Genomic DNA, 22,529 nt, shown 5'->3' on the forward strand with positions numbered 1-22,529 from the left:
ATTCCCACTACCCAACGAGGTCATGCCATGAACGTTTCTTCCAAGATCGCCCTCGTCACCGGCGCCACCCGCGGCATCGGTCGCGAAACCGTCCGCCAGCTGGCCGAAGCCGGCGTGCACACCCTGCTGGCCGGCCGCAACCGCGACAAGGCGGTCGAAGCCGTGCTGGACCTGCAGGCCCAGGGCCTGCCGGTCGAGGCCATCGCGCTCGACGTCACCGATCCAGCCAGCATCGCTGCCGCCGTGAAGGAGGTCGAACAGCGCCACGGGCGGCTCGACATCCTGGTCAACAATGCCGGCATCCTGGTCGATGACGCGACCAAGGGCGTGTCCGGCCAGTCGCTCGACACCTGGCGCACCACGTTCGACACCAACCTGTTCGGCGTGATCGAAACCACCCAGGCGTTCCTGCCGCTGCTGCGCAAGTCCAGTGCCGGCCGCATCGTCAACGTGTCCAGCCTGCTCGGCTCGCTGTCGGAACACCAGAACCCGGCGTCCTTCATCTACGAGTTCAAGGGCGTGCCGGCGTACAACGTCTCCAAGAGCGCGGTGAACGCATGGACCATCCACCTGGCCCACGAGCTGAAGGACACCGGCATCAAGGTCAACACGATCCATCCGGGCTATGTGCAGACCGAGATGAACAAGGCCGGCGACCAGCAGAACGGCGAGCTGTCCGTGCCGGAAGGCGCGCGCACCAGCGTGCAGCTGGCGCTGATCGACAACGATGGCCCGACCGGCGGCTACTACTACTTCGACCAGGTGCTGCCATGGTGATCCGTCCGCTCGTCCTCGGCGTCGCCGCCGTGCTGCTGGCGGGCTGCGTGACCGTGGGGCCCGACTACGCGGCCCCGCAGACCGCACCGGCCACGCTGCAGCAGGCCGGTGCCGTCGACTACGTGGCCGACCATCCGGTCGCCGCGTGGTGGAGCCAGTTCGACGACCCGGTGCTGGACCAGCTGGTCCGCGAGGCGCTGCTGGCCAACCTCGATGTGCGCATCGCGGTGTCGCGCGTCAACGAGGCACGCGCGGTGTTCTCCGAACGGCGTCTGGACCTGGCACCGCACGTCACGATGGGTGTCGAAGGCACCCGCTCCAAACAGCCGGTCGAAGGCCAGGGCCGCGTGGAGACGGACAGCTACTCCACCGGCTTCGATGCCGCGTGGGAACTGGATCTGTTCGGCCGCGTGCGCCGCAGTGCCGAGGCCGCGCATGCGGACCTGCAGGCGCAGCGCAACGATCTGCAGGCGATGCAGGTGACCGTCGCGGCGGAAGTGGCGCGCAACTACTTCGAACTGCGCGGCACGCAGAAGCGCCTGGACGTGTCACGGCGCATCCTGCAGACACTGGGCGAAACCCAGCGCCTGACCGAATCGCGCTTCGACCTCGGCGCGGGCAGCCAGCTGGAGGTGCAGAGCAGCCTGGCCCGCGTGCGCGCGGTCGAAGCCGAGGTACCGATGCTCGAAGCGGCCGAAGGCCAGTCGCGCCACCGGCTGGCGGTGCTGGTCGGCCAGCGTCCCGGTGAGCTCGACGCTCTGCTCGTCCCGCGCGAAGCCCCGGCGTTCGCCAAGGCGTTGCCGATCGGCGACACCACCGAACTGCTGCGCCAGCGGCCGGACGTGCGCGCGGCCGAGCGTCGCCTGGCGGCGGCCACGGCACGCGTCGGCGTGGCGACGGCGGACCTGTTCCCGCGGGTGAGCCTGCGCGGCTTCATCGGCTTCCTGTCCGGCGGCTGGGGCAACCTGGTCAACGGCGACAACCGCGCCTGGCAGGTCACGCCCTCGATCAGCTGGGCCGCGTTCGACATGGGCAGCGTCCGCGCGCGCCTGCGTGCGAGCGAAGCACAGGCCGACGGCGTGGCGGCGCAGTACGAGAAGGCCGTGCTCGGCGCGCTGGAGGAAACCGAAAACGCACTGCTTTCCTATGCCAAGCAGCAGGCCCAGCTGAAACTCCGGCTGGAACAATCCGTTGCCGCCCGCCGCGCAGCAGAGCTGGCCGAAGTCCGGTATCGTGCCGGCTCGTCGGACTTCCTCACCCTGCTGGACGCACAACGCACGCAGCTCGCGGCGGACGATGCGTTGGCGCAGGCCGAGGCCGGCGTCAACGTCGGCGTGGTGACGATCTACAAGTCGCTGGGCGGCTGGGGCGAACAGGACGTGGCTCCCGCGCTCGCGGCGCTGCCCTGAACCACCACCGTCACGCCGTCTTTCCGTTGCTGCATTGCATGCTGCGCCCACGGGCGCAGCCCACCCCTGATCGAGTGTCGTCCGTGCCCGCTGTACATCCTCTTTCCCCCGTCGCCTCCTCCCTCTCCTACCCGCTTCCGCGCGCCGCTTCCCGCCTGGCGCTCGCCGCGCTGTTGGCCGTCGCCAGCACGCAGGCCCTGGCCGCCGAACCGCGCACCGCCTGGTACGTGCAGGGCGGCGTGGCCGAAGACGCGCAATCGCTGACCGTCGGCATGAGCCGCGACTGGCGTTGGGAGAAGCAGTACCGCTATGGCCATATCAGCGGCCAATGGCAGGGCGAGGTGGGCCGCTGGCACAGCGACAGCGAGAACAGCACCCAGGTCGGCTTGTCGCCCGCGCTGCGCTGGCGCCCGAACGGATGGAGCGACGGCTGGTTCGTCGAGGGCGGCATCGGCGTCAACGTGATCTTCCCGAAGTACGACACGAAGAAGAAGGAATTCAGCACCACCTTCAACTTCGGCGACCACATCGCGCTGGGCAAGCGCTTCGGCGCCAGCGACCAGCACGAATGGTCGCTGCGCTTCCAGCACTTCTCCAACGCCCGCATCAAGCGGCCGAACCCGGGCGAGAACTTCCTGCAGTTCCGCTATACGCACCGGCTGTAAGCAGCAGCAAGTTGGGGATGTGGGTTGTGGGAGCGACGTAAGTCGCGATGGAAACATCGGGGGGCTTGAGCGCCCTCGATGCGGAGTGAGCCTCACCCTGCGGCAAGGTCGCCGATCCGTCAGATCGCGACTTACGTCGCTCCCACACCTGTTCTTCCCAGGCCGGTCAGCGCCCGTGAGTCACCGCAGCGGCGCCGCCATGATCAACGGCTTCAGGTCGTAGCCCATCGCCTCGGCCTTCGCCTTCAGCTGCTCGAACTGCGCACGCTCCATGGTCGGCTCGCGCGACAGGATCCACAGGTACTCGCGGTCCGGCTCGCCCACCATCGCCCACTGGTAGTCCGGGTCCAGCGCGATCACCCAGTAGTCGGCCCACACCATCGGCACCCACGACAGCCAGTCCGGGGCGAACCGTACTTCCAGCCGGCCCGGATGTCCCTCGACCGGACGGGCGACGCCCTGGGACTGGTCCATGCTGCCGTCCTCGGTCTTGCACGCGTTGAGCACGCCGATCTTACCGGGCGCGTCCAGCGAGTAGCGCGCGGTGATGTCGCCCACGCACTGGCGCTGGAAGAACATCGGCAGGTGCGCGATCTCATGCCACTGGCCGGCGTAGCGCGAGATGTCCAGTTGCGGGACGGAGGTGACCGGTTCGGCCGCATGCGCGGACAGCGTCGCGCAGGCCATCAGTGCGATCACGGACAGTCGGGGCAGGCATCGGCGGCGCATCGGTCACTCCCTGGCGATTGAATCGACGGACGACATACGTTCCAGACAGAGAAGCGGATGCACCCTACGCTGGAGTGCATCCGCTTCGTGCCACACACGCTTGGACGGGCGCTTAGCGCGCGGCGAGGGTCAGGCCACTGGCCTCGACCGACTTCACGCCCTTGATCTGCTTGGCGACGGTGATCGCCTTGTCCTTCTGGGACTGGTTGGCGACCGCGCCAGACAACGTCACCACGCCATCGACGGTTTCGACCTTGATGTCGAGGCCGGATACGTTCTCGGTGGCGAGCAGATCGGCCTTCACCTTGGTGGTGATCCACGTATCGGTCACCGGCTGGGTCGAGTCGTTCTGCGCGTTCTCTTCCGGTTCGTTCGGCGGATTGGCCGCCATGACGTGCGAGGCGGAGAACAGCAGCGCCGTCGACAGGGCGGCGGCAAGCAGCGAACGGGTATGCAGAGGTTTCATGATCTTTCTCCTGGTCGTGTTGCGGTCCGAGTGTCGGCGCGGCCTCGTACAACATGCGTGAAAAAGGGCGTGTCGTTCAGGCCGGTGTTGCGTGGGATTCATGCACGTGCACAGCGGATCAACGCGCCGCTTCCCGTACCATGGAGGCCTTCCTCCCGGATCCGCCGCGCATGACCACCTCCCTCAACGTTGCGCTGGTCGGTTATGGCTTCGTCGGCAAGGTGTTCCATGCACCGTTGATCCTGGCGACGCCCGGCCTGCGACTGCACACCGTGGTGTCGCGCGATGCCGCCAAGGTGAAGGCCGACTGGCCGGAGGTGCAGGTCGTCCAGGATGCGCACGCCGCGTTTGCCGATCCGCACGTGGACCTGGTGGTGATCGCGTCCCCGAACGACACCCACGCACCGCTCGCGATCGCGGCCCTGCGCCAGGGCAAGCACGTGGTGGTGGACAAGCCATTCACCGTCACGCTGCGCGAGGCGCATGACGTGATCGCCGCGGCGGACGCGGCGGACCGCCTGGTCAGCGTGTTCCAGAACCGGCGCTGGGATGCGGACTTCCTCACCGTACGGCGGCTGATCGCCGATGGCGAACTGGGCCGCGTGGCGGAGTTCCATTCGCACTTCGACCGGTTCCGTCCCGTCGTGCAGGACCGTTGGCGCGAGCGCGACGAACCCGGTGGCGGTCTCTGGTACGACCTCGGCCCGCACCTGCTCGACCAGGTGGTGCAGCTGTTCGGGCTGCCGGAAGCGATCACCGCCGACATCGCGCGCCTGCGCGACGGTGCGCAGGCGGCGGATTACTTCGACGTCACGCTGCGCTACCCGAGCCATCGCGCCATCCTGCACGCGTCCACGCTGGTCGCCGGCAACGGCCTGCGCTTCGCGGTGCATGGCACGCAGGGCAGTTATCTCAAGCATGGGCTGGACGTGCAGGAAGACCAGCTACGGGCGGGCATGGTGCCCGGCACGCCCGGCTGGGGTATCGACGCCCGGTCGGGCGAAGTCGTGCAGGAACGCGACGGGCGCCTCGTGACGGACATCGCCCGCGCCGAGCACGGCGATTACCGGGCGTACTACGCCGGCATGCGCGACGCGATCCTGCAGGGCGGCCCGGTACCGGTGACGCCGCAGCAGGCGCTGGAGATCATGCGGCTGATCGAACTCGGGGCTCGCAGCAGTGAGGAACGCCGGGAGATCGCACTGGGCTGATTGCATGCTGTAGGAGCGACGCAAGTCGCGACCGTACGCCATCCGGCGCAGAAGACCCCCGGCGTGTCTTCGGACGCCCCGTACCTGCGGATGCACCGTGATGCGGTGAGGTTCACGATCGCGACTTGCGTCGCTCCCACACCCACCGTCCCCCGGCCCTCACGCCACCGCCTCGCCGCGATACGTCCGGTGATGCGCCATCGCCAGCATCGCGAGGTCCTCGTGCGTATCGCCATAGGCGTGCACGGCGCGGTACGCCTGCGGATCGCACAGCGCGCGCACGCGACGCACCTTCTCCTCGCCGACGCATTGCGCGCCGGCATAGCCGGTAACGCGTCCGCCGCGCTCGGCCAGCACCGAGCAGGCGAGCTCGACGCCCTGCGTCGCGCACCAGGGTGCCAGATAGACATCCAGCCCACCCGACACGATGACGATGCGATCGCCGCGCTCGCGATGCCACTGCAACCGCGCCATCGCCTGCGGTCGCAGCACGCCGGGAAGCACGTCGCGCGCGAATGCTTCGCCCTGTGAACGCAAGCGCGCCGCGTCCACGCCACGCAGGCCGACCTGCACGATGCTGGCGCGCGTCGGATTGCCCGCCACCCAGCCGCGCCGGTAACCGAACACCACCGGCGCCAGCAGCACGCCTCCGGCCAACAGGCGGGGGCGCGCCACCGCATAGCGCATGAAGTCCGGAAAGGTCTCGCGCGTGGTCAGCGTGCCGTCGAAATCGAACAGGGCGAGATCCATGGGCGCCGATGGTCAGTGTCGTTCGACGCGCATCCTGCCGCGCGAGGCGGGTGTGGTTTCCTCGATCAGCTTGCGAATAGCCGGCTCGAGCGTCTTCATGCGCACCTGCATGGCTTCCATCGAGTGCTGCATCACCAGCGGCTGCTTCCTGATCAGCGAACGGCCTGTCGGCGTGCGATAGAACGCCAGCATGTCCTGCACTTCCTGCTCGGTGTAGACCTTCCGGTAGACCTCGATCAACGCGGGCGCCATCGCCTCCCAGCCCATCTCCGACCTGAGAAACGCCGACAATCGGGCGTGGCGATGTCGCGCCTGCACGTCATCCGCCGTGGGTGCGCCACCTTCGCCCTCCGGCGCCTGGTCGTACAACGACATCATCTGCGTGTGTACCTGGTCTACCAGCTTGTCCGCCTCGGTCGCCAACAGCAGCTCGCGTATCGACGCCTCGGTGGCAGGCTGCGGATCGGACGCGACCGCGATCCCGGGAAAACTGAGCAAAGCGAGCAGAATCCACTTCTTCATGTCGATCTCCTTGACGGTGTGCGGAAACAGCGATGACCCGCTCAGATGCTGCGCAGGACGTCCGCTCGCTGGCGCTCACGCTCGCCCTGCGTGATGGTGCCCCTAGCAAGCAGTTCATCCAGGCGTTGCAGACGCGCCTCCACGGTGGGGGCCTGCGGAGGCGCCGCGCGCGACCGGCGGACGAGGAACCAGGCCAGGCCACCGATCGCCAGTACCGGCAGCACGAAGAACACGAATAGGATGATCCAGTGCCAGATGCTGATGCCGCCCATGCGCACGCTCCTTATGTCGCCGGCCCCCTGCCGGTGGTTGCGATTCTAGCCACGATGCACCCCGCCCGCGACAGGTCAGTCCACCGCTTCCAGCAGCCGCGCGCCCGGCCCTTCCTCACCCAGTTCGTCCCACGGATTGCGCAACGGGCAGACCTTCAACGACAGGCATCCGCAGCCGATACAGCCATCCATCTGGTCGCGCAGCCGGGTCAGGCTGGCGATGCGTGCATCGAGCGCCTCACGCCAGCGCACGGAGAGCTTCTTCCAGTCCGCCGCCGTGGGCGTGCGGTTTTCTGGCAACGCCGACAGCGCGGCCTGGATCTCCGCCAGCGGAATGCCGGTGCGCTGCGCCACCTTGATTACCGCCACACGCCGCAGCACCTCGCGCGGATAGCGGCGCTGGTTGCCCGCATTGCGCCAACTGTGGATCAGCCCCTTGGCTTCATAGAAATGCAGCGTGGACACCGCCACGCCCGCGCGCGCGGCCACCTGGCCGACGGTGAGCTCCGTTTCAATGGGGGGATGCTGCTTTTCCGGCATGGCGCATTGACCTCAAGAATGGTTGAGGTTCTACCCTGCCCTTCCTGTTCCCGCAAGCCGCTCTGCGATGTCCGATCCCCTGCACCTGGCGCTGCTGTACGGCAGCACGCGCGAAGGCCGCTTCTGCAGCACCGTGGCCGACTGGCTGCGGACGCAGCTGGAACGGCGCAACGACTACACGGTCGATGCGATCGATCCCGCCTTGCTCGATCTGCCCCAGCGCCACGGGGCAGTGCCCAGTGCGGACCTGGTGAATCTGCAACAACGCATCTGGCGTGCCGACGCCTTCGTGGCGGTGGTGCCGGAGTACAATCACGGCGGCTTTCTATTGGGATGCGCCGCCGCGCTGAAGTTCGTGATCGATTCGGTCCAGGCCCACTGGCAGGCCAAGCCGGTCGCCTTCGTCGCGTATGGGGGTCACAGCGGAGGGGTCCGCGCAGCGGAACAGCTGCGCCAGGTGTTCTCCGGCCTGCATGCCGTGCCGATCCGCGACGGCGTGTACTTCAGCCAGGCATGGGATCGTTTCGATGCCGCTGGCAGGCCACACGCCACAGAGGCCAGCGAACGTGCGGCGCGCCGCATGCTGGATCAACTGGCCTGGTATGGGCACGCGCTGAGGCAGGCGCGCGCCGCCTGGCCTTATCCCGCCGGCTGACGCCGGCAAGTTTTCCTGCGCGGAACGACCGCGCCACGATGGACCGACCGATGTTCCGATTCTTCGAAACCCGCATCAATCCGTATCCGAAGGGCGAGCCGACCACGCCGCCGCGGAAGCTGCTGCCGTTCCTGCTGCATTACTCGCGGCCGCTGCTGCCCTGGCTGATTGTGATGTCGGTGCTGACCGGCGTGATCTCGGCGCTGGAGATCACCTTCTTCGACTACATGGGCCAGCTGGTCGACTGGATGGGCAGCACCGGCCGCGACAGCTTCCTGTCGGTGCACGGCGAGAAGCTGCTGCTGATGGGCGTGCTGGTGGTGGTGGCCTATCCGCTGCTGATCCTGGTGCAGTCGCTGGTCATCCACCAGACGATCTTCGGCAACTACCCGATGATCGCCCGCTGGCTGTCGCACCGCTACCTGCTGCGGCAGAGCGTGGGCTTCTTCCAGGACGAGTTCGCCGGCCGCATCTCGCAGAAGGTCATGCAGACCGCGCTGTCGATCCGCGAGACGGTGATGAAGCTGATGGACGTGTTCGTCTACGTCGTCGTCTACTTCGTCGGCACCGTGGTGCTGGTCGCGCAGGCCGATGTCTGGCTGGTGCTGCCGCTGGTGGTCTGGCTGGTGAGCTACCTGGTGCTGGTGTTCCACTTCGTGCCGCGCCTGCAGAAGGTGTCGATGGCGCAGTCCGATGCACGCGCGCAGATGACCGGGCGCATCGTCGACAGCTACACCAACATCCAGACCATCAAGCTGTTCGCCCACACCATGCGCGAGCAGGACTACGCGCGCGGCGCCATGGACGAGTTCATGGTCACGGTGCATGCGCAGATGCGCCTGGTCACCCAGCTGACGGTCGCCCTGCACACGCTCAATGCGTTCCTGCTGGCCAGCGTGGCCGGCGTGGCGATCTGGGCGTGGCTGCAGTCGTCGATCTCGATGGGCGCGATCGCCGTGGCCATCGCGCTGGTGATGCGCATCCGCTCGATGTCCGACTGGATCCTGTGGGAAGTGGCGGGTCTGTTCGAGAACATCGGCACCGTCGAGGACGGCATGGGCACGCTGGCGCAGCCGCTGGCGATCGCCGATGCCAAGGATGCTAAGGATCTGGACGTCACCCAGGGCGAGATCCGTTTCGACCACGTCCAGTTCCACTATGGGCGCGAGGCCAAGGTGATCGACGACCTGTCGCTGACCATCAAGCCCGGCGAGAAGGTCGGCATCGTCGGTCGCTCCGGCGCGGGCAAGTCGACGCTGGTCAACCTGCTGCTGCGCTTCTACGACGTGGAAGGCGGCCGCATCCTGATCGACGGCCAGGAGGTGTCGCGCGTCACGCAGGAGTCGCTGCGCCGGAACATCGGCATGGTCACCCAGGACACCTCGCTGCTGCACCGCTCGATCCGCGACAACATCCGCTACGGCCGGCCGGACGCGACCGAGGCGGAGCTGCTGGAAGCCTCTCGGCGCGCGCATGCGGACGAGTTCATCCAGGGCCTGACCGATGCCAAGGGCCGCAGCGGCTACGACACCCAGGTAGGCGAGCGCGGCGTCAAACTGTCCGGCGGCCAGCGCCAGCGCGTGGCCATCGCGCGCGTGCTGCTGAAGGATGCGCCGATCCTGGTGCTGGACGAGGCGACATCCGCGCTGGATTCGGAAGTCGAGGCCGCCATCCAGGAGCAGCTGTACGCACTGATGGAAGGCAAGACTGTCATCGCCATCGCCCACCGCCTGTCCACGATCGCCGTGCTCGATCGCCTGATCGTGATGGACGGCGGTCGCGTGATCGAAAGTGGCAGCCATGAGGAACTGCTGGAACAGGACGGCCTGTACGCCGCCCTGTGGCGCCGTCAGTCCGGCGGCTTCATCGGCGTGGATCTGGAAGACGTGGACGCGTAAGCCGGACCGACTGCGCAGGGACAAAAAAAGCCGCCGGGAAACCGGCGGCTTTTCTTTGCGCTGAGGCGAAACTCAGGACAACCAGCCCCGTGCCTTCGCCTTGTTGGTGTACCACAGCAGGAACAGCGCGATCAGCACAAAGACGGCCGGCATCACCAATCCGACGGGACCGTAAACCGCCCATGCCGGCGTCACTGCGTAAGCGCCGATCATCTGCACCAGCAGACTGACCAGCGACACCAGGAACATCGTTCCTGCCCAACGCTTCTTCATCAGCAGGCCCAGTGCGCCAAGCACGCCGCCGAACACCGCGACCGCGAATGCGATGTTGATCCAGCCTGGTGTGGCTTCGTATATCTGCCGCTCCGGCTCGGACATCATCGCAAGCCGGTCCGGCGTCATGCTGATCTGCATGTACCAGAACGCCACGCCGATCAGGTTCCAGACCAGCGCGAACACCGCGACGATCCAGTAACCCACCGAACGCTTCGTACCTGTCATGGTCGTCATCTCTCCCCTCCCCAGGGTCATTGTGGGACCGGGACGGAGCATAGACCCCCGCGCCGCGATACGCGCGTTACGGTCCGCCGGCCGGTGCCACCCGCCAGATCACGTTGCCGACGTCATCCGCCATCAACACCCCGTTGCGTGCATCCACCACCACGCCGACCGGACGTCCGCGCGCGTTGCCATCGGCGTCCAGGAAGCCGGTCAGCACGTCCACCGGCGCGCCCTGCGGGCGGCCGTCGACGAAACGCACGAACGCCAGCTTGTAGCCGGACGGTTCGCGCCGGTTCCACGAGCCGTGCTCGCCGATGAAGGCGCCGCCCTGCAGCGCCGCCGGCCAGCCCACACCGTCATGGAAAGCCAGGCCAAGCGCGGCGACATGCGCACCCAGCGCGTAGTCGGGCGCGATGGCGGACGCGACCAGGTCGGGCCGTTGCGGCTCGATGCGGGTGTCCACGTGCTGGCCGTAGTAGCTGTACGGCCAGCCGTAGAACGCGCCCTCGCGCACGGATGTCAGGTAATCCGGCACCAACGCGTCGCCGAGTTCGTCGCGTTCGTTGACCACGGTCCACAGTGCTCCGCTGTCCGGCTCCCACGCCAGTCCTACCGGATTGCGCAGGCCACCGGCGAACACGCGGCGCGCGCCGGTGGCGATGTCCACCTGCAGCACCGCGGCGCGGTCTCTTTCCATCTCCATGCCGTTCTCGCCGACGTTGCTGTTGGATCCCACGCCGACGTACAGGTACTGGCCATCCGTGCTGGCCAGCAGGCTCTTGGTCCAGTGGTGGTTGAGCGGCCCGCCCGGCAGGGCGGCGAGTTTCACCGGCCTGTCGGTGCTGCGCGTCTGTCCGTCGCGGTACGGCACGCTGACGATGGCATCGGCGTTGGCGATGTACAGCCGGCCATTCACCAGCGCCATGCCGAACGGCGACATCAGGTTGGAGAGAAACACCTCACGTACCTCTGCCACACCGTCACGGTCGGCGTCGCGCAGCAGGGTGATGCGGTTGGCGCTGGGCGTGGCGGCGCCGGCCTTCTTCATCGTGCGCTTCATGAACCAGGTGCGCAGGCCCTTCTTCTCCGCCGATTTGGGCGGGGCGTTGGTCTCGGCGACCAGTACGTCGCCGTTCGGCAGCACGTACAGCCAGCGCGGATGGTCCAGCCCGCGCGCGAAAGCCGTGACGGCCAAGCCTTGCGCGGGCGTCGGCGCCGTTCCTTCCGGCCAGCCGACCGCGGGCGCCACATTGACCGTGGGGATCCAACGTTTCTGCGGTTCCGGCAAGGTCGGTTGGGGGCCGGTCTCGGCCGGCGACTGCGCATGTCCGGAACACGACAGGCAGCCCAACAGCAGCAACGGCATCAGGCAGCGGATCTGCTTCATCGCACGCACTCCGGATGGCATGCGGCGAGCCTAGGCACGATGGCGCGAACGCGGCGTCAATCCGCGCACGGCTAGGCCTCGTCCTGCCCCCACGCCACCACGTCCAGGCTGCCTTCTTCGTCCATGCTCACCCGCACTTCGATCGGCTTGCAGCAGACGTGGCAGTCCTCGACGTACTGCTGGTCGCCCGCGGAGTCGTCCACCACCAGCGTGATGGTTTCTCCGCAATAAGGACACGCGATGTCGGCAGCAGGGAGATGAGGCATCAGAACGTGCCCAGGGCCGTCACCGTGACGATGCGGTCCAGCCACAGATAGTGCGCCACCTGTGGGCGATGGCGGTCATCGATGCGCACCACGGCATTGAAGCCCTCGTGGCCGTCGGTGTCGCGGAACACCTGCACGGCCGGCCGTACGGCGACGGTGCCGGTGATGCTGCCGCCATCGTTGAGGTCCAGCCGTACGACGGCCTCGTCCGGGAGCTGCAGGATCATGGCCTCCAGACGGGCGATGTCGGCCTGCTGCGTATACAGATGCGGGGGCGCCTCGGTCATGACCCACCTCCGTGCTTGCCTGGCGACCACGCTACCCCCGCGCGGGTAACAGTGCGTGAATGCGTCAGCGCAACAGACGCAGCACGTCCTCGGCCGCTTCGGCGGACGACGCCGGATTCTGCCCCGTCACCAGCCGGCCATCGGTCACCACGTACGACCGCCACGGCGCACCGCGCTCGTAGCGCGCGCCATTCTTCTTCAGTTCGTCTTCCAGCGAGAACGGCACCACGTCGGTCAGGCCCACCGCCGCTTCCTCCTCGTTGGAGAAACCGGTGACGCGCTTGTCCTTCACCAGCGGCTCGGCCAGCGCACCGCGCGCGTGGCGCAGTACCGCAGGACCGTGGCACACCGCGGCCAGCGGCTTGCCGGCGGAGAACGTCTGCTCGATCAGGCGCAGCGAATCCTGGTCTTCGGCCAGGTCCCACAGCGGCCCGTGTCCACCGGGATAGAAGACGGCATCGAACTCGTCGTCCACCACGTCCTTCAGCTTCAGCGTGGCGGCCAGCGTGGCCAGCGCATCGGCATCCTCGTTGAAACGCACGGTGGCCGCGGTCTGCGCGTCCGGCGCATCGCTCTTCGGGTCCAGCGGCGGTTGCCCGCCCTTCGGCGACGCCAGCACGATCTCCGCGCCGGCGTCCTTGAACACGTAGTACGGCGCGGCCAGTTCCTCCAGCCAGAAGCCGGTCTTGTGCCCGGTATCGCCGAGGCGGTCGTGCGAGGTCAGCACCATCAGGATCTTCATCGGCGGCTCCTCCGGTCGGAGCAGCCACCCTAGCCGCGCCTGCGATAAGGCCGGGTGATTAATCCTGCTTCTTGACCGCGTGCCCGCCGAACTCGTTGCGCATCGCCGACAGCAGCTTGTCGGCGTAGGAATCGTGCTCGCGCGAACGCAGGCGTTCCAGCAGCGACATCGTGATCACCGGTGCCGACACGTCCAGGTCGATCGCCTCGGCCACCGTCCAGCGGCCTTCGCCGGAGTCGGAGACGAACGGCGCGATCCCGGCCATGTCCGGATTCTTCTGCAGCGCATTGGCGGTCAGGTCCAGCAGCCACGAGCGCACCACGCTGCCGTGGCGCCAGATCTCGGCGAGCGCGCCGAGGTCGAAGTCCATCGCCTCCTTCTTCTTCAGGATCGCGAAGCCTTCGGCGAAGGCCTGCATCATTCCGTACTCGATGCCGTTGTGGATCATCTTGGCGAAGTGGCCCGCGCCGCTCGGCCCCACGTGACCCCAGCCGGTCGACGGCGTCGGCGCCAGCGTGGCGAACACCGGCGTCAGCGTCTTCACCGCGTCGGCGTCGCCGCCGATCATCAGGCTGTAGCCTTCGGCCAGGCCCCACACGCCGCCGCTGGTGCCGCAGTCCACATAGCGGATGCCGGCATCGCCGAGCGCCTGCGCGCGGCGCTGGCTGTCCTTGTAGTTGGAGTTGCCGCCGTCGATGACGATGTCGCCGGCGGCGAGCAGCGGACGCAGCTGGGCCAGTGTGTCGTCCACCACCTGCCCGGCCGGCACCATCAGCCACACCACGCGCGGCGAAGGCAGCGCGGACACGGCGTTCTGCAGGCTGGCGTGCGGGACGATGCCGCGGGTTTCGGCCTGCTGGCGTGCCGCCTCGCCCGGATCGTAGCCTCGGACCGTGTGGCCGCCGCGCACCAACCGTTCGGCCATGTTGGCGCCCATGCGCCCCAGTCCGATCATCGCCAGTTCCATGTGTACTCCCGTGGGTTCAATCGAAAATGAAAGAGGTCGCCATTGTCCGCCATCGGCCGTCGGCACGCGCGCAGGCGCGTGCGCGATGCCGGCGGCGCGTCACACCGCGGCCAGCCAGTCGCGCAGCACGGCTGCGGTTTCCCGCGGCACTTCCATCGGTGGCAGGTGGCCGCAGCGGGCGAACACGTGCAGGTGCGCCCCGGGGATGCGCTCGTGCATCAGCCGGGTCTCCTCGGGTAGCGTCATGCGGTCGTCCTCGCCGACCCCCAGCAGGGTGGGCACGGTGATGGCGGACAACAGCGGCAGCGAATCGGGCCGGCCGATGATGGCGCGCTGCTGGCGCAGGAAGGCATCGCGTCCGACGCGCTGCGCCATCGCCATGACCTCTTCGCCGACCGTGCCGTCCACGCGACTCTCGTGCACCAGTTGCGGCAGCAGCTTGCGGGTGACCCCGGCGAAACGGCCGGATTCGGCCATCGTCAATCCGGCCCGCCGCACGGCCAGCCGCTTCGGCGGGTCGAGCCGCGCACTCGTGTCCAGCAGCGCCAGCTTCGCCACCCGCTGTGGCGCCTGGCGCAGGATCTCGAACGCGACGTAGCCGCCCATCGACAGCGCCGCCAGCGCGAACACCGGCGGCGCCGCGGCCAGCACGCGTGCGGCCATGCCGGCGACGCTGTCGTCGCGCGTCAGATCGCCGTGGTGAATGTCGGCGACGTCGGCCAGCGCCTCGGCGGGATCGCGCCACAGACGCGCGTCGCAGAGCAGGCCGGGCAACAGAAGCAGGGGATATGGCGGCATATGCGTAGTGTAGTGGCCGCAACCGGAGCTGACCGGCGGTCGGCACCGACGGTCCGTTCCACGTCCGCAACACGCATCACGCCGTACGCTGCGCACTCCTCCGTCCTCGACCTCCTGCATGCATGTCCTGCTGACCGGCGGTACCGGCTTCATCGGCCACGCACTCTGCGGGCATCTGCTGCGGGCAGGGCACGCGCTGAGCGTGCTGACCCGCGATCCCGTCCGCGCCCGCACGCAGGTGCCGGCATCCGCACGCGTCCTGGTCAGCCTGGACGACGCGCGCGATGTGGAGGCGGTGGTGAATCTGGCCGGCGAGCCGCTGATGGCCGGCCGCTGGAATGCCGAGCGCAAGGCCGAGTTCCGTCGCTCGCGGCTGGGCACCACCCAGGCGCTGATGACGTGGATGGCGCGGCAGTCGGTGCGTCCGCGCGTGCTGGTGTCGGGCTCGGCCATCGGCTACTACGGCCCGCGCGACGATGAGGCGCTGGACGAATCCGCCGCCCCCGGCGGCGACTTCGCCGCGCAGCTGTGCCGCGACTGGGAAACCGAAGCGATGCAGGCCGAAGGCCTGGACGTGCGCACGTGCCGGCTGCGCACCGGCATCGTGCTGGCCGCTGACGGCGGCGCGCTGGCCAAGATGCTGCCGCCGTTCCGGCTGGGCGCAGGTGGACCGATGGGCGATGGCCGCCAGTGGATGAGCTGGATCCATCGCGACGACCTGGTGCGGATGATCGCGTGGCTGCTCGACAGCGACCGCGCCGGTGGTGCCTACAACGGCACCGCGCCCGAACCGGTGACCAACCGCGTCTTCGCCCGCACGCTGGGCAAGGTATTGCATCGCCCCGCCGTGCTGCCGACCCCTGCGTTCGCGTTGAAGGCGGGTTTCGGCGAGATGGCACACCTGCTGCTGACGGGCCAGCGCGTGCTGCCGGCGCATGCGCTGGCGGAGGGGTTCGCGTTCCGGTTTCCCGTACTCGAAGACGCGCTTCGCGACCTGCTACCCGGCTGACCGGCAACCTCGTCGACATCGCCGCCTGCGGCGACGTCATACTGGCGCCGTGCCCACCTCTTCGCCCTGTATGCCCTCGCCCACGCTACGCCCGTATCGCTCCCACGACGCGCCCGTCCTGACGGATCTTTATGCACGTTCCGTCGTGCACTACGGGCCACGCGCCTACAGCGCGGAGCAGGTCGCAGCGTGGGCGGCGCTGGCGACCGTCGAACGGACCGCAACACGGTGTGCCGACGGACGCTACGTGCTGGTCGCCCAGGACGATGCCGGCGGCGTGCTGGGCTTCGGCGACCTGGAAGCGGACGGCCACCTGGATTTCCTCTACGTGGCGCCGGAAGCCGAAGGCCTGCACGTCGGTCCGCTGCTGTACGCCGCGCTGGAAGACCATGCACGCGGACTGGGGTTGTCGAGGATCTTCGTCGAGGCCAGCGAGCTGGCACGCCCGTTGTTCGAACGGCGTGGTTTCGTCGTTCTGGGCCGCAACGACCTAGTGCTGGATGGCGTGGCGATTCACAACTACCGGATGGAAAAAACGCTGTAACCACCCCCCGGATCATCTTCCCCGAGCACCGAGAGAGCGATGCGACCTCGCGAGAGAAGCTTCGTGCTCGGTGATAGAGGCGGAAAGCCTCTCTCGGCGTGCGGCGCTTACCTCGCCTTCGCCTGCTGCACCTCGCGCGCCTGCCGCGCCATCTCTTCGTAGTGCGCGCGCAGGTCGTCGAGCTCCTTCTCTTCCAGTTCCTCCAGGTCCAGCAGCGCGTTGTTGGCGCTGCGCGAGACGCGGATCAGCTCGTCCAGCTTGATCTGCATGGCTTCCGTGTCCCGGTTCTGGGTGCTCTGGATCAGGAAGACCATCAGGAACGTGATGATCGTCGTGCCGGTGTTGATGACCAGCTGCCACGTATCGCTGAAGCCGAATAGAGGCCCGCTGATCGCCCACACGACGATGGTGCCGAGCGCGAGTGCGAAGCACGCTGGCCGGCCGGTGAAGGTGGACGCCTTTTTGGCGAGACGGGTGAAGGCGGACTGGGTGGCCATGGCGCGCTCCGTGGCGGGTGTTCGTGCAGTGTCGTCGATCCGCCCGGAGCGGGGTGACGGTCTTCTTCCACCGACCCACGATGCCGCCGATTACCGCGGCGACAGCACGTCCAGCAGCAACGGTACACTGAAGGGCTTGGTCATCAGCAGCGTGCCGGTGGGCAGGTCGCTCATGTCTTCGCGCGCATGGCCCGACACGACGCACACGGTGACGCCGGGCTGCAGGCGACGGGCTTCAGATACCACCGCTGCTCCCGTGATGCCGGGCATGTCGTAGTCGGTCACCACGCAGTCGTAGCGCTGCTGCTGCAGGAACGCCTGCGCGGCGCTGCCGCTGGCGGCCTGGGTGACGCGATGGCCGGCCAGTTCGAGGGCTTCGGCCACCATGGTGCGGTGCCTGTCGTCGTCGTCGATGTAGAGGATGGTGAGGTCGGTCATGGACCGACTTTGCGGCAGGACGGTGCGAACCCGGCGTGAAATCCGCGCGCTCCGGCCGAGCTTTACGCGTCGTCTTCCAGGCCCGCGTACCAGCCGGCGTATGGCGTGTTCCTTACCAGGTGGCGGTTGTAGTCCCGGGCGCCGTCCCGCCACCACACCGGGCCGCGTTCCCCGAGCGCCGTCTTGGCGGCGTGTACCGCCTCGCGTGCCTGGCGAAGGCGGGCCGCATCCCGTGAAGCCATCGCTGACTTCACGTCCCGCCTGGCCTGCATGAGTTGCTGCACGAGTGCCTGCCGTGTGGCATCGGCGAGGTGCGGATTGGCGGCACGCCACAGGCGGCCGCGCACGACCAGGTAGCGTCCGTCGGGAGTATGCCGCTGCGCCATGTCGCCACCAGTGTGCCATCCCGCGAGCCCGCGACTCGAGGGCAGCGGTTGTCCGCGACGATGCACCGACGACATCCACGCAACGCCGCGCGGGGCTAGCATGCCGGCATGGACGTCGCCGCCCTCAAACGCCATTGCCGTTCCCTGCCCGGCAGCGTGGAAACGCTGTACGACGCGCCCGCCAACATCCTGGTGTACGCCGTGGGCGACAAGCGCTTCGCGTACTTCAAGACCAGCGAGCCGGAGCGCTGGCGCTTCAGCTTCAAGGTGGCGCCGGAGCGGTTCTTGGAACTGACCGACCAGCCCGGCATCAAGCCGGCGCGCTGGCTGGGCATTCACCGCTGGATCACCGTGGTGGACGTGGCCTCCGTGCCGACCACCGAGCTGAAGGCGCTGGTGGGCTGGTCCTATGGCTATGCCTGGGACCGGCTTACCCGGCGTCAGCGCGCGGCGGTGCTGGCCGATGCGCCCCGGGCCGGCGACCCCGTCCGCTGAAGGACCGATCCGTCGAACGAATCCCGGCCTGCCCATCTGTCGATTCCGGGACTGCCGGTTCGTCGACTGCAGGAAGACCACCCCGGCGCCGTGCCCTGGCGCCCTGTCATCACCCACCCAAGGAGCACGAGATGAACGTCAATCCCTACCTGATCCTCAATGGCGACTGCGAAGCCGCGTTCACTTTCTATGCGCAGGCCACCGGCGGCGAACTGGGGCCGTTGATGCGCTTCGACGGCACCGAGGGTTGCGAGGACATGCCGGCCGAGTACAAGCAGAAGATCATGCATACGCACGTGATGTTCGGGCAGACCGTGCTGATGGGGTCGGACAATCATCCCAACTATCCCTACGAGGGCGTGAAGGGCTGCTCGGTCTCGCTGTCGGTGGACAGCATCAAGGATGCCGAGCGCATCTTCGGCGCGCTGTCGGCCGGTGGCCAGGTGACCATGCCGCTGGCGCAGACGTTCTGGGCGGTCCGCTTCGGCATGCTGGTCGACAAGTTCGGCGTGCCGTGGATGATCAACTGCGAGAAGGATGCGTGATGCGCGCGTGGGGATGTCGTGCGCACGCTGACGCCCCTGCCCGCTGCACTGCGGCTTTCACCCGCCGCAGTGCCGTGGTCTGATGCGCGGCATGTCGAGCTCCCCCACCCATCGCGCGATCGACGCCGTCTGGCGCATCGAGTCCGCGCGCGTGATCGCCGGTCTGGCGCGCATGCTGCGCGACCTGGACCTGGCCGAAGAGCTGGCGCAGGACGCGCTGGTGATCGCACTGGAGACCTGGCCCCGTGACGGCGTGCCCGACAACCCGGGTGCCTGGCTGATGACCACCGCCAAGCGCCGCGCGATCGACCGCCTGCGCCGGCTGCAGTTGCTGGACCGCAAGCACGAGGAACTGGCGCGCGAACTGGACGACGCGCACGAGGAGCGCCGTGCGCGCGACGAGGATGCGCTGGACCACGATATCGACGACGACCTGCTGCGGCTGGTGTTCGTGTCGTGCCATCCGGTGCTGTCGATGGAGGCGCGCGTGGCGCTGACGCTGCGCTTGCTGTGCGGGTTGACCACGGACGAGATCGCACGTGCGTTCCTGACCTCCGAGCCGACCGTGGCGCAACGCATCGTGCGGGCGAAACGCACGCTGGCCGATGCCGATGTGGCCTTCGAGGTGCCGCGCGGCGACGAACTGCAGGAACGCCTGGCCTCGGTGCTGGGCGTGGTCTACCTGGTCTTCAACGAGGGCTATTCGGCCACCAGCGGTGACGGCTGGATGCGCCCTGCATTGTGCGAAGAGGCACTGCGGCTGGGCCGCATGCTGGCGGCACTGGCGCCGCACGAGCCCGACGTGCACGGCCTGATCGCGCTGATGGAAATCCAGGCCTCGCGCCTGCCCGCGCGCGTCGGCAAGGACGGTGCGCCGGTGCTGTTGCTCGACCAGGACCGCGGCCGCTGGGACCGCCTGCTGATCCAGCGCGGCCTGGAGGCGCTGGCGCGCGCCGAGCGGCTGGGCGGTGCATTCGGCCCGTATGCGTTGCAGGCCGCCATCGCCGCCTGCCACGCGCGTGCGCACATCGCCGAGGCCACCGACTGGACGCGCATTGCGACGCTGTATGCCGCACTGGCGCAGGTGAATCCGTCGCCCGTGGTCGAACTCAACCGTGCGGTGGCGGTGTCGATGGCCACCGGCCCGGCCAGCGCGCTACCGCTGGTCGACCGGCTGCTCGACGAGCCGGCGATGAAGCACTACCACCTGCTCCCCAGTGTGCGCGGCGACCTGCTGTTCAAACTGGACCGTCGCGATGAAGCGCGCGCGGAGTTCGAGCGTGCGGCGGGGATGACGCGCAACGAACGCGAACAGGCCCTGCTGCTGGCGCGCGCGCAGGCGTGCGTCGCGGGATGACACCCGCCGTACGCGATCAGGCGGCGGGGCCGAGGTAGTCCAGCTTGCCCAGCGGCACGCCGTGGTGGCGCAGGATGGCGTACGCAGTGGTGACGTGGAAGAACAGGTTCGGCAGCGCGTGGCCGAGGAGATAGCCACGCCCGTCGAAGTGCAGGTCGCCGCGCGTGCGCGTGGACAGGGTGACCGCGCGCGTTTCGCTGCCCTGCAGCGCGGCCTCGTCGAACGTGTGCAGGTAGTCGGCGATTGCGTCCAGGCGCGCGTACAGCTCGTCGAACGTAGTTTCCACATCCTCGAAACGCGGCGACTCCACACCGGCCAATCGTGCCGCGCCGAACTTCGCCGTATCGGTCGCGATCTGCACCTGCCGCACCAGCGGCAGCATGTCCTCGTACAGACGGGCCTGCAGCAGCGCAGCCGGATCCTCGCCACGGCCGCGGGCATGCGCCTCTCCCTTCTCCAGCACATGACGGAGGTTGCGCAGCGCGCGCAGGAACACGGGAACGGAGGCCTGGTACATCGACAAAGGTACGCTCATGGGCATGTCCGGAAGCAGGTGGCGTGAGGATAGTCGCCGGCGTGGACCGTGATTAGCGGGTCATCCCGGGAGAGTGCATCCCAACGCCACATGCCCGGTCGTCCGCAACGACGCGCCAGCGGGTCTGGGGTAGGATCGGCGCCCCCTCTGCTGCCGAGCGCCACCATGCCCGCCTGGACTGACCTGCTGCGCGACATCGCCGACTTTCCCAAGCCCGGCATCCTCTTCAAGGACATCACGCCGGTCCTGGCGGACGCCAGCGGCTTCGCCGACGCGGTGGCCGCGATGGCCGCACCCTGGCGGGACGCATCGCTCGATGCGGTGGTGGGCGTGGAAGCACGCGGCTTCATTCTCGGTGCCGCCGTGGCGCGCGAATTGGGCGTGGGGTTCGTACCGGTACGCAAGCCGGGCAAGCTTCCCGCGCACACCCTGTCGCTCGATTACGGCTTGGAATACGGGCGCGACCGTCTGGAAATCCATACCGATGCCCTGCCCGCCGGCGCGCGCGTCATCGTGATCGACGACGTGCTGGCGACCGGCGGCACGCTGAAGGCGGCGGTGCAGCTGGTCGAACGACAGGGTGCCATCGTGGCCGGCACCGGCGTGCTGGTGGAGCTGGGCTTTCTTGCTGCACGCGCCACCTGGGACCATGCCGCCCCGCTGCATGCGGCCGCGATCTACTGACCGGTCACGAGCAATGGGCCGCAACCTGCCGGGTCAGTCGGGCACGCGGGTAACGTAGGCGCCGGTACCGATGATCTGGAAGGTGTCGTTGTCGATGCGACGCACATGGCTGCCGTCTTCCAGCACGTAGGCGGGGGCGTGGGGGCCATCGCCGCGGGATGCATTGCCTTCGTCGCTCCGGGTCACCTGGATGCGGCAGCGACGGCCCGCGGAATCCTCGGCGGTGAAAACATGCGTGGTCATGTGGCCTCCTGCTTGCAGGGATCGGGCCACGACGATAGGCCATCGCGTGTTAAGCGCACCGAAGCGGAATGTCATCGATCCGTAGGTGCCGTAAAAAACGAGGGGAGGCATTGCGCCTCCCCTCGGCGCCTGAGCGCGACGCCGCCCATGTGTCGGGCACGGACGGCGATGGACACACTCCCTGGGGATGGGAGTGGTCCCACCTAGCCACGGGCGGGGGTACGCCCGCGGATAGCGGTCTGCGGATCAGCGTGGAGGGACACCTCATCCCCGTCACGTCAGCCCGTGGTTCTGCAAGGACTGCCCCTACCTATTCGCGTCGCCTTGCGCGTCACAGGACATGCTCAGGAAGCGCGCATGGCCCGGCTGAGGTACTTGGTGTTGTTGCGATGCAGGTAGCGCTCGATCAAGGCATGCAGATCGAGGGCACGCTGGTCCTGCGGATCGAAATGCGCCAGCACCTGGGTCCAGTTGCCATCCTGTGCCCAGCGGATGAAGCGGACGTAGATGCCGTGCCATGAACCGAAGTCCCGCGGCAGATCCGACCAGTAGGCGCCGGTCTGCGCGACCCACAGCACCGCCTCGATGAACCGGCGTGCGTTGCCACCGTGACGCGCCCGTGCGCCGACACGGCCAGGCAACGCGTGCATCAGGCGCTTCCATTCTTCTGCCGTCAGGCGCTCGGTGATGGGCCATTGGCTGATCGCACGCGGACCCACGCCCTGCGGCAGCGTCCAGTGCGCGGGCAGTGCGACGGTCACCTCCTGCTCTCCCCTCGCGTCTCCGTCCTTCCGCGTGGGATCCGCCGCGCCCTCATGCACCATGGCCCGTCCCCCTCTCCGCCGCGATGGTGTTTTCCTTCGCCGTCGACTTCATCGCCAATGGCCCTGCCGCACAGACCTTCCTCAAACTACGCATGCCGTCCTCTCGTGGATCCCGCCGTCTCGATACACC

Annotated in this window: 31 protein-coding genes; 12 read left to right on the forward strand and 19 right to left on the reverse strand. The window is 68.0% G+C overall.

Annotated features, from left to right (window positions below):
• Positions 1-27 precede the first annotated feature (27 nt).
• The 3 genes from ACSQ1W_RS15335 to ACSQ1W_RS15345 all read left to right on the forward strand — a co-directional run bounded on the left by ACSQ1W_RS15335 (position 28) and on the right by ACSQ1W_RS15345 (position 2,851).
• On the forward strand, positions 28-777 hold the full coding sequence (locus ACSQ1W_RS15335; protein WP_192273209.1) for an SDR family oxidoreductase: 750 nt from the start codon (positions 28-30) through the stop codon (positions 775-777).
• On the forward strand, positions 771-2,186 hold the full coding sequence (locus ACSQ1W_RS15340) for an efflux transporter outer membrane subunit (protein WP_436044511.1): 1,416 nt from the start codon (positions 771-773) through the stop codon (positions 2,184-2,186). The genes ACSQ1W_RS15335 and ACSQ1W_RS15340 overlap by 7 nt, the downstream gene beginning before the upstream one ends.
• Before the next feature lie 83 nt (positions 2,187-2,269).
• Positions 2,270-2,851, forward strand: coding sequence for an acyloxyacyl hydrolase (locus ACSQ1W_RS15345; RefSeq protein WP_436044512.1), 582 nt, complete (start codon positions 2,270-2,272; stop codon positions 2,849-2,851).
• Positions 2,852-3,031: 180 nt separating this feature from the next.
• Here ACSQ1W_RS15345 and ACSQ1W_RS15350 read toward each other — a convergent pair whose 3' ends face one another.
• Together ACSQ1W_RS15350 and ACSQ1W_RS15355 are read right to left on the reverse strand one after the other, a co-directional pair.
• Positions 3,032-3,580 (reverse strand): lipocalin family protein, encoded by a 549-nt coding sequence (locus ACSQ1W_RS15350; protein ID WP_436044513.1) that lies wholly within the window; start codon positions 3,578-3,580, stop codon positions 3,032-3,034.
• Positions 3,581-3,692: 112 nt separating this feature from the next.
• On the reverse strand, positions 3,693-4,049 hold the full coding sequence (locus ACSQ1W_RS15355) for a BON domain-containing protein (RefSeq protein ID WP_436046209.1): 357 nt from the start codon (positions 4,047-4,049) through the stop codon (positions 3,693-3,695).
• Between the two features lie 167 nt (positions 4,050-4,216).
• Here ACSQ1W_RS15355 and ACSQ1W_RS15360 point away from each other — a divergent pair, with 167 nt between their 5' ends.
• On the forward strand, positions 4,217-5,257 hold the full coding sequence (locus tag ACSQ1W_RS15360) for an oxidoreductase (protein ID WP_436044514.1): 1,041 nt from the start codon (positions 4,217-4,219) through the stop codon (positions 5,255-5,257).
• A gap of 159 nt (positions 5,258-5,416) precedes the next feature.
• On the opposite strand, the gene ACSQ1W_RS15365 is transcribed toward ACSQ1W_RS15360, so the two are convergent.
• From ACSQ1W_RS15365 to soxR, 4 genes are all read right to left on the reverse strand, one after another.
• A complete protein-coding gene (locus tag ACSQ1W_RS15365) occupies positions 5,417-6,007 on the reverse strand; it encodes an HAD family hydrolase (RefSeq protein ID WP_436044515.1) in 591 nt (196 codons plus the stop codon).
• 12 nt (positions 6,008-6,019) lie between these two features.
• Positions 6,020-6,529: a DUF2059 domain-containing protein gene (locus tag ACSQ1W_RS15370; protein ID WP_436044516.1), complete on the reverse strand. Its 510-nt coding sequence runs from the start codon at positions 6,527-6,529 to the stop codon at positions 6,020-6,022.
• Positions 6,530-6,570: 41 nt separating this feature from the next.
• Entirely contained in the window at positions 6,571-6,801 is a 231-nt protein-coding gene (locus ACSQ1W_RS15375) for an SHOCT domain-containing protein (RefSeq protein WP_436044517.1), read from the reverse strand.
• 75 nt (positions 6,802-6,876) lie between these two features.
• A complete protein-coding gene (gene soxR / locus ACSQ1W_RS15380; RefSeq protein WP_436044518.1) occupies positions 6,877-7,341 on the reverse strand; it encodes a redox-sensitive transcriptional activator SoxR in 465 nt (154 codons plus the stop codon).
• Positions 7,342-7,408: 67 nt separating this feature from the next.
• On the opposite strand from soxR, the gene ACSQ1W_RS15385 reads away from it, so the two are divergent.
• Positions 7,409-7,996 carry an NADPH-dependent FMN reductase gene (locus tag ACSQ1W_RS15385; RefSeq protein WP_436044519.1) on the forward strand — a complete coding sequence of 196 codons (588 nt, stop codon included), beginning with the start codon at positions 7,409-7,411 and terminating at the stop codon, positions 7,994-7,996.
• A 50-nt stretch (positions 7,997-8,046) separates the two neighbouring features.
• Positions 8,047-9,894 (forward strand): ABC transporter ATP-binding protein, encoded by a 1,848-nt coding sequence (locus tag ACSQ1W_RS15390; RefSeq protein ID WP_436044520.1) that lies wholly within the window; start codon positions 8,047-8,049, stop codon positions 9,892-9,894.
• A gap of 72 nt (positions 9,895-9,966) precedes the next feature.
• On the opposite strand, the gene ACSQ1W_RS15395 is transcribed toward ACSQ1W_RS15390, so the two are convergent.
• The 7 genes from ACSQ1W_RS15395 to ACSQ1W_RS15425 all read right to left on the reverse strand — a co-directional run bounded on the left by ACSQ1W_RS15395 (position 9,967) and on the right by ACSQ1W_RS15425 (position 14,842).
• On the reverse strand, positions 9,967-10,395 hold the full coding sequence (locus tag ACSQ1W_RS15395) for a hypothetical protein (RefSeq protein ID WP_436044521.1): 429 nt from the start codon (positions 10,393-10,395) through the stop codon (positions 9,967-9,969).
• Positions 10,396-10,471: 76 nt separating this feature from the next.
• The gene (locus ACSQ1W_RS15400) at positions 10,472-11,782 is read right to left on the reverse strand and encodes a PQQ-dependent sugar dehydrogenase (RefSeq protein WP_436044522.1); all 1,311 of its coding nucleotides are present in this window, start codon (positions 11,780-11,782) and stop codon (positions 10,472-10,474) included.
• Between the two features lie 71 nt (positions 11,783-11,853).
• Positions 11,854-12,048 (reverse strand): CPXCG motif-containing cysteine-rich protein, encoded by a 195-nt coding sequence (locus ACSQ1W_RS15405; RefSeq protein ID WP_436044523.1) that lies wholly within the window; start codon positions 12,046-12,048, stop codon positions 11,854-11,856.
• Positions 12,048-12,335 carry a DUF3247 family protein gene (locus tag ACSQ1W_RS15410; protein WP_192273237.1) on the reverse strand — a complete coding sequence of 96 codons (288 nt, stop codon included), beginning with the start codon at positions 12,333-12,335 and terminating at the stop codon, positions 12,048-12,050. Before ACSQ1W_RS15410 ends, ACSQ1W_RS15405 begins: the two co-directional genes overlap by 1 nt.
• Before the next feature lie 64 nt (positions 12,336-12,399).
• Positions 12,400-13,077, reverse strand: coding sequence for a type 1 glutamine amidotransferase domain-containing protein (locus ACSQ1W_RS15415; protein WP_436044524.1), 678 nt, complete (start codon positions 13,075-13,077; stop codon positions 12,400-12,402).
• Positions 13,078-13,135: 58 nt separating this feature from the next.
• The gene (gene gnd / locus ACSQ1W_RS15420) at positions 13,136-14,044 is read right to left on the reverse strand and encodes a phosphogluconate dehydrogenase (NAD(+)-dependent, decarboxylating) (RefSeq protein ID WP_436044525.1); all 909 of its coding nucleotides are present in this window, start codon (positions 14,042-14,044) and stop codon (positions 13,136-13,138) included.
• Between the two features lie 99 nt (positions 14,045-14,143).
• Complete coding sequence (locus ACSQ1W_RS15425; protein WP_436044526.1) at positions 14,144-14,842, reverse strand: alpha/beta fold hydrolase; 699 nt, start codon at positions 14,840-14,842, stop codon at positions 14,144-14,146.
• Positions 14,843-14,960: 118 nt separating this feature from the next.
• Here ACSQ1W_RS15425 and ACSQ1W_RS15430 point away from each other — a divergent pair, with 118 nt between their 5' ends.
• Both ACSQ1W_RS15430 and ACSQ1W_RS15435 read left to right on the forward strand, forming a co-directional pair.
• Positions 14,961-15,851, forward strand: a complete 891-nt coding sequence (locus tag ACSQ1W_RS15430; protein WP_436044527.1) for a TIGR01777 family oxidoreductase — start codon at positions 14,961-14,963, stop codon at positions 15,849-15,851.
• 49 nt (positions 15,852-15,900) lie between these two features.
• Positions 15,901-16,395: a GNAT family N-acetyltransferase gene (locus tag ACSQ1W_RS15435; RefSeq protein ID WP_436044528.1), complete on the forward strand. Its 495-nt coding sequence runs from the start codon at positions 15,901-15,903 to the stop codon at positions 16,393-16,395.
• Positions 16,396-16,502: 107 nt separating this feature from the next.
• On the opposite strand, the gene ACSQ1W_RS15440 is transcribed toward ACSQ1W_RS15435, so the two are convergent.
• The 3 genes from ACSQ1W_RS15440 to ACSQ1W_RS15450 form a co-directional block, all read right to left on the reverse strand.
• Complete coding sequence (locus ACSQ1W_RS15440) at positions 16,503-16,892, reverse strand: low affinity iron permease family protein (RefSeq protein WP_436044530.1); 390 nt, start codon at positions 16,890-16,892, stop codon at positions 16,503-16,505.
• A 90-nt stretch (positions 16,893-16,982) separates the two neighbouring features.
• Positions 16,983-17,330: a response regulator gene (locus ACSQ1W_RS15445; protein ID WP_436044531.1), complete on the reverse strand. Its 348-nt coding sequence runs from the start codon at positions 17,328-17,330 to the stop codon at positions 16,983-16,985.
• Positions 17,331-17,392: 62 nt separating this feature from the next.
• Entirely contained in the window at positions 17,393-17,716 is a 324-nt protein-coding gene (locus ACSQ1W_RS15450) for a hypothetical protein (RefSeq protein WP_436044533.1), read from the reverse strand.
• 108 nt (positions 17,717-17,824) lie between these two features.
• Here ACSQ1W_RS15450 and ACSQ1W_RS15455 point away from each other — a divergent pair, with 108 nt between their 5' ends.
• The 3 genes from ACSQ1W_RS15455 (at position 17,825) to ACSQ1W_RS15465 (ending at position 20,113) form a co-directional block, all read left to right on the forward strand.
• Positions 17,825-18,211: an MmcQ/YjbR family DNA-binding protein gene (locus ACSQ1W_RS15455; protein WP_436044534.1), complete on the forward strand. Its 387-nt coding sequence runs from the start codon at positions 17,825-17,827 to the stop codon at positions 18,209-18,211.
• 131 nt (positions 18,212-18,342) lie between these two features.
• A complete protein-coding gene (locus ACSQ1W_RS15460; RefSeq protein ID WP_436044535.1) occupies positions 18,343-18,756 on the forward strand; it encodes a VOC family protein in 414 nt (137 codons plus the stop codon).
• Positions 18,757-18,847: 91 nt separating this feature from the next.
• On the forward strand, positions 18,848-20,113 hold the full coding sequence (locus ACSQ1W_RS15465) for an RNA polymerase sigma factor (protein ID WP_436044536.1): 1,266 nt from the start codon (positions 18,848-18,850) through the stop codon (positions 20,111-20,113).
• Between the two features lie 16 nt (positions 20,114-20,129).
• On the opposite strand, the gene ACSQ1W_RS15470 is transcribed toward ACSQ1W_RS15465, so the two are convergent.
• Positions 20,130-20,648, reverse strand: coding sequence for a DUF1993 domain-containing protein (locus ACSQ1W_RS15470; RefSeq protein ID WP_436044537.1), 519 nt, complete (start codon positions 20,646-20,648; stop codon positions 20,130-20,132).
• 165 nt (positions 20,649-20,813) lie between these two features.
• Between ACSQ1W_RS15470 and ACSQ1W_RS15475 the strand changes: the two genes are divergently transcribed.
• Positions 20,814-21,332, forward strand: a complete 519-nt coding sequence (locus ACSQ1W_RS15475) for an adenine phosphoribosyltransferase (protein WP_436044538.1) — start codon at positions 20,814-20,816, stop codon at positions 21,330-21,332.
• Between the two features lie 33 nt (positions 21,333-21,365).
• Here the strand turns inward: ACSQ1W_RS15475 and ACSQ1W_RS15480 are convergent, their stop codons facing one another.
• Both ACSQ1W_RS15480 and ACSQ1W_RS15485 read right to left on the reverse strand, forming a co-directional pair.
• Positions 21,366-21,575 carry a hypothetical protein gene (locus tag ACSQ1W_RS15480; protein ID WP_436044539.1) on the reverse strand — a complete coding sequence of 70 codons (210 nt, stop codon included), beginning with the start codon at positions 21,573-21,575 and terminating at the stop codon, positions 21,366-21,368.
• 344 nt (positions 21,576-21,919) lie between these two features.
• Positions 21,920-22,336 (reverse strand): transposase, encoded by a 417-nt coding sequence (locus ACSQ1W_RS15485; RefSeq protein ID WP_436044540.1) that lies wholly within the window; start codon positions 22,334-22,336, stop codon positions 21,920-21,922.
• Positions 22,337-22,529 lie beyond the last annotated feature (193 nt).

Source organism: Pseudoxanthomonas sp. LjRoot143 (assembly GCF_964252945.1).
In the GTDB taxonomy this organism is placed as follows: Bacteria; Pseudomonadota; Gammaproteobacteria; order Xanthomonadales; family Xanthomonadaceae; genus Pseudoxanthomonas_A.

Bases quoted from the DNA above. Each gene is read 5' to 3' on its own strand.
- ACSQ1W_RS15395 (WP_436044521.1), bottom strand. From the start codon at position 10,395: ATGACAGGTACGAAGCGTTCGGTGGGTTACTGGATCGTCGCGGTGTTC.
- ACSQ1W_RS15360 (WP_436044514.1), top strand. From the start codon at position 4,217: ATGACCACCTCCCTCAACGTTGCGCTGGTCGGTTATGGCTTCGTCGGC.
- ACSQ1W_RS15445 (WP_436044531.1), bottom strand. From the start codon at position 17,330: ATGACCGACCTCACCATCCTCTACATCGACGACGACGACAGGCACCGC.
- ACSQ1W_RS15405 (WP_436044523.1), bottom strand. From the start codon at position 12,048: ATGCCTCATCTCCCTGCTGCCGACATCGCGTGTCCTTATTGCGGAGAA.
- ACSQ1W_RS15430 (WP_436044527.1), top strand. From the start codon at position 14,961: ATGCATGTCCTGCTGACCGGCGGTACCGGCTTCATCGGCCACGCACTC.
- ACSQ1W_RS15335 (WP_192273209.1), top strand. From the start codon at position 28: ATGAACGTTTCTTCCAAGATCGCCCTCGTCACCGGCGCCACCCGCGGC.
- ACSQ1W_RS15410 (WP_192273237.1), bottom strand. From the start codon at position 12,335: ATGACCGAGGCGCCCCCGCATCTGTATACGCAGCAGGCCGACATCGCC.
- ACSQ1W_RS15455 (WP_436044534.1), top strand. From the start codon at position 17,825: ATGGACGTCGCCGCCCTCAAACGCCATTGCCGTTCCCTGCCCGGCAGC.
- ACSQ1W_RS15425 (WP_436044526.1), bottom strand. From the start codon at position 14,842: ATGCCGCCATATCCCCTGCTTCTGTTGCCCGGCCTGCTCTGCGACGCG.
- ACSQ1W_RS15370 (WP_436044516.1), bottom strand. From the start codon at position 6,529: ATGAAGAAGTGGATTCTGCTCGCTTTGCTCAGTTTTCCCGGGATCGCG.
- ACSQ1W_RS15400 (WP_436044522.1), bottom strand. From the start codon at position 11,782: ATGAAGCAGATCCGCTGCCTGATGCCGTTGCTGCTGTTGGGCTGCCTG.
- ACSQ1W_RS15375 (WP_436044517.1), bottom strand. From the start codon at position 6,801: ATGGGCGGCATCAGCATCTGGCACTGGATCATCCTATTCGTGTTCTTC.
- ACSQ1W_RS15415 (WP_436044524.1), bottom strand. From the start codon at position 13,077: ATGAAGATCCTGATGGTGCTGACCTCGCACGACCGCCTCGGCGATACC.
- ACSQ1W_RS15480 (WP_436044539.1), bottom strand. From the start codon at position 21,575: ATGACCACGCATGTTTTCACCGCCGAGGATTCCGCGGGCCGTCGCTGC.
- soxR (WP_436044518.1), bottom strand. From the start codon at position 7,341: ATGCCGGAAAAGCAGCATCCCCCCATTGAAACGGAGCTCACCGTCGGC.
- ACSQ1W_RS15465 (WP_436044536.1), top strand. From the start codon at position 18,848: ATGTCGAGCTCCCCCACCCATCGCGCGATCGACGCCGTCTGGCGCATC.
- ACSQ1W_RS15475 (WP_436044538.1), top strand. From the start codon at position 20,814: ATGCCCGCCTGGACTGACCTGCTGCGCGACATCGCCGACTTTCCCAAG.
- ACSQ1W_RS15460 (WP_436044535.1), top strand. From the start codon at position 18,343: ATGAACGTCAATCCCTACCTGATCCTCAATGGCGACTGCGAAGCCGCG.
- ACSQ1W_RS15350 (WP_436044513.1), bottom strand. From the start codon at position 3,580: ATGCGCCGCCGATGCCTGCCCCGACTGTCCGTGATCGCACTGATGGCC.
- ACSQ1W_RS15470 (WP_436044537.1), bottom strand. From the start codon at position 20,648: ATGAGCGTACCTTTGTCGATGTACCAGGCCTCCGTTCCCGTGTTCCTG.
- ACSQ1W_RS15340 (WP_436044511.1), top strand. From the start codon at position 771: ATGGTGATCCGTCCGCTCGTCCTCGGCGTCGCCGCCGTGCTGCTGGCG.
- ACSQ1W_RS15440 (WP_436044530.1), bottom strand. From the start codon at position 16,892: ATGGCCACCCAGTCCGCCTTCACCCGTCTCGCCAAAAAGGCGTCCACC.
- ACSQ1W_RS15450 (WP_436044533.1), bottom strand. From the start codon at position 17,716: ATGGCGCAGCGGCATACTCCCGACGGACGCTACCTGGTCGTGCGCGGC.
- ACSQ1W_RS15385 (WP_436044519.1), top strand. From the start codon at position 7,409: ATGTCCGATCCCCTGCACCTGGCGCTGCTGTACGGCAGCACGCGCGAA.
- gnd (WP_436044525.1), bottom strand. From the start codon at position 14,044: ATGGAACTGGCGATGATCGGACTGGGGCGCATGGGCGCCAACATGGCC.
- ACSQ1W_RS15365 (WP_436044515.1), bottom strand. From the start codon at position 6,007: ATGGATCTCGCCCTGTTCGATTTCGACGGCACGCTGACCACGCGCGAG.
- ACSQ1W_RS15390 (WP_436044520.1), top strand. From the start codon at position 8,047: ATGTTCCGATTCTTCGAAACCCGCATCAATCCGTATCCGAAGGGCGAG.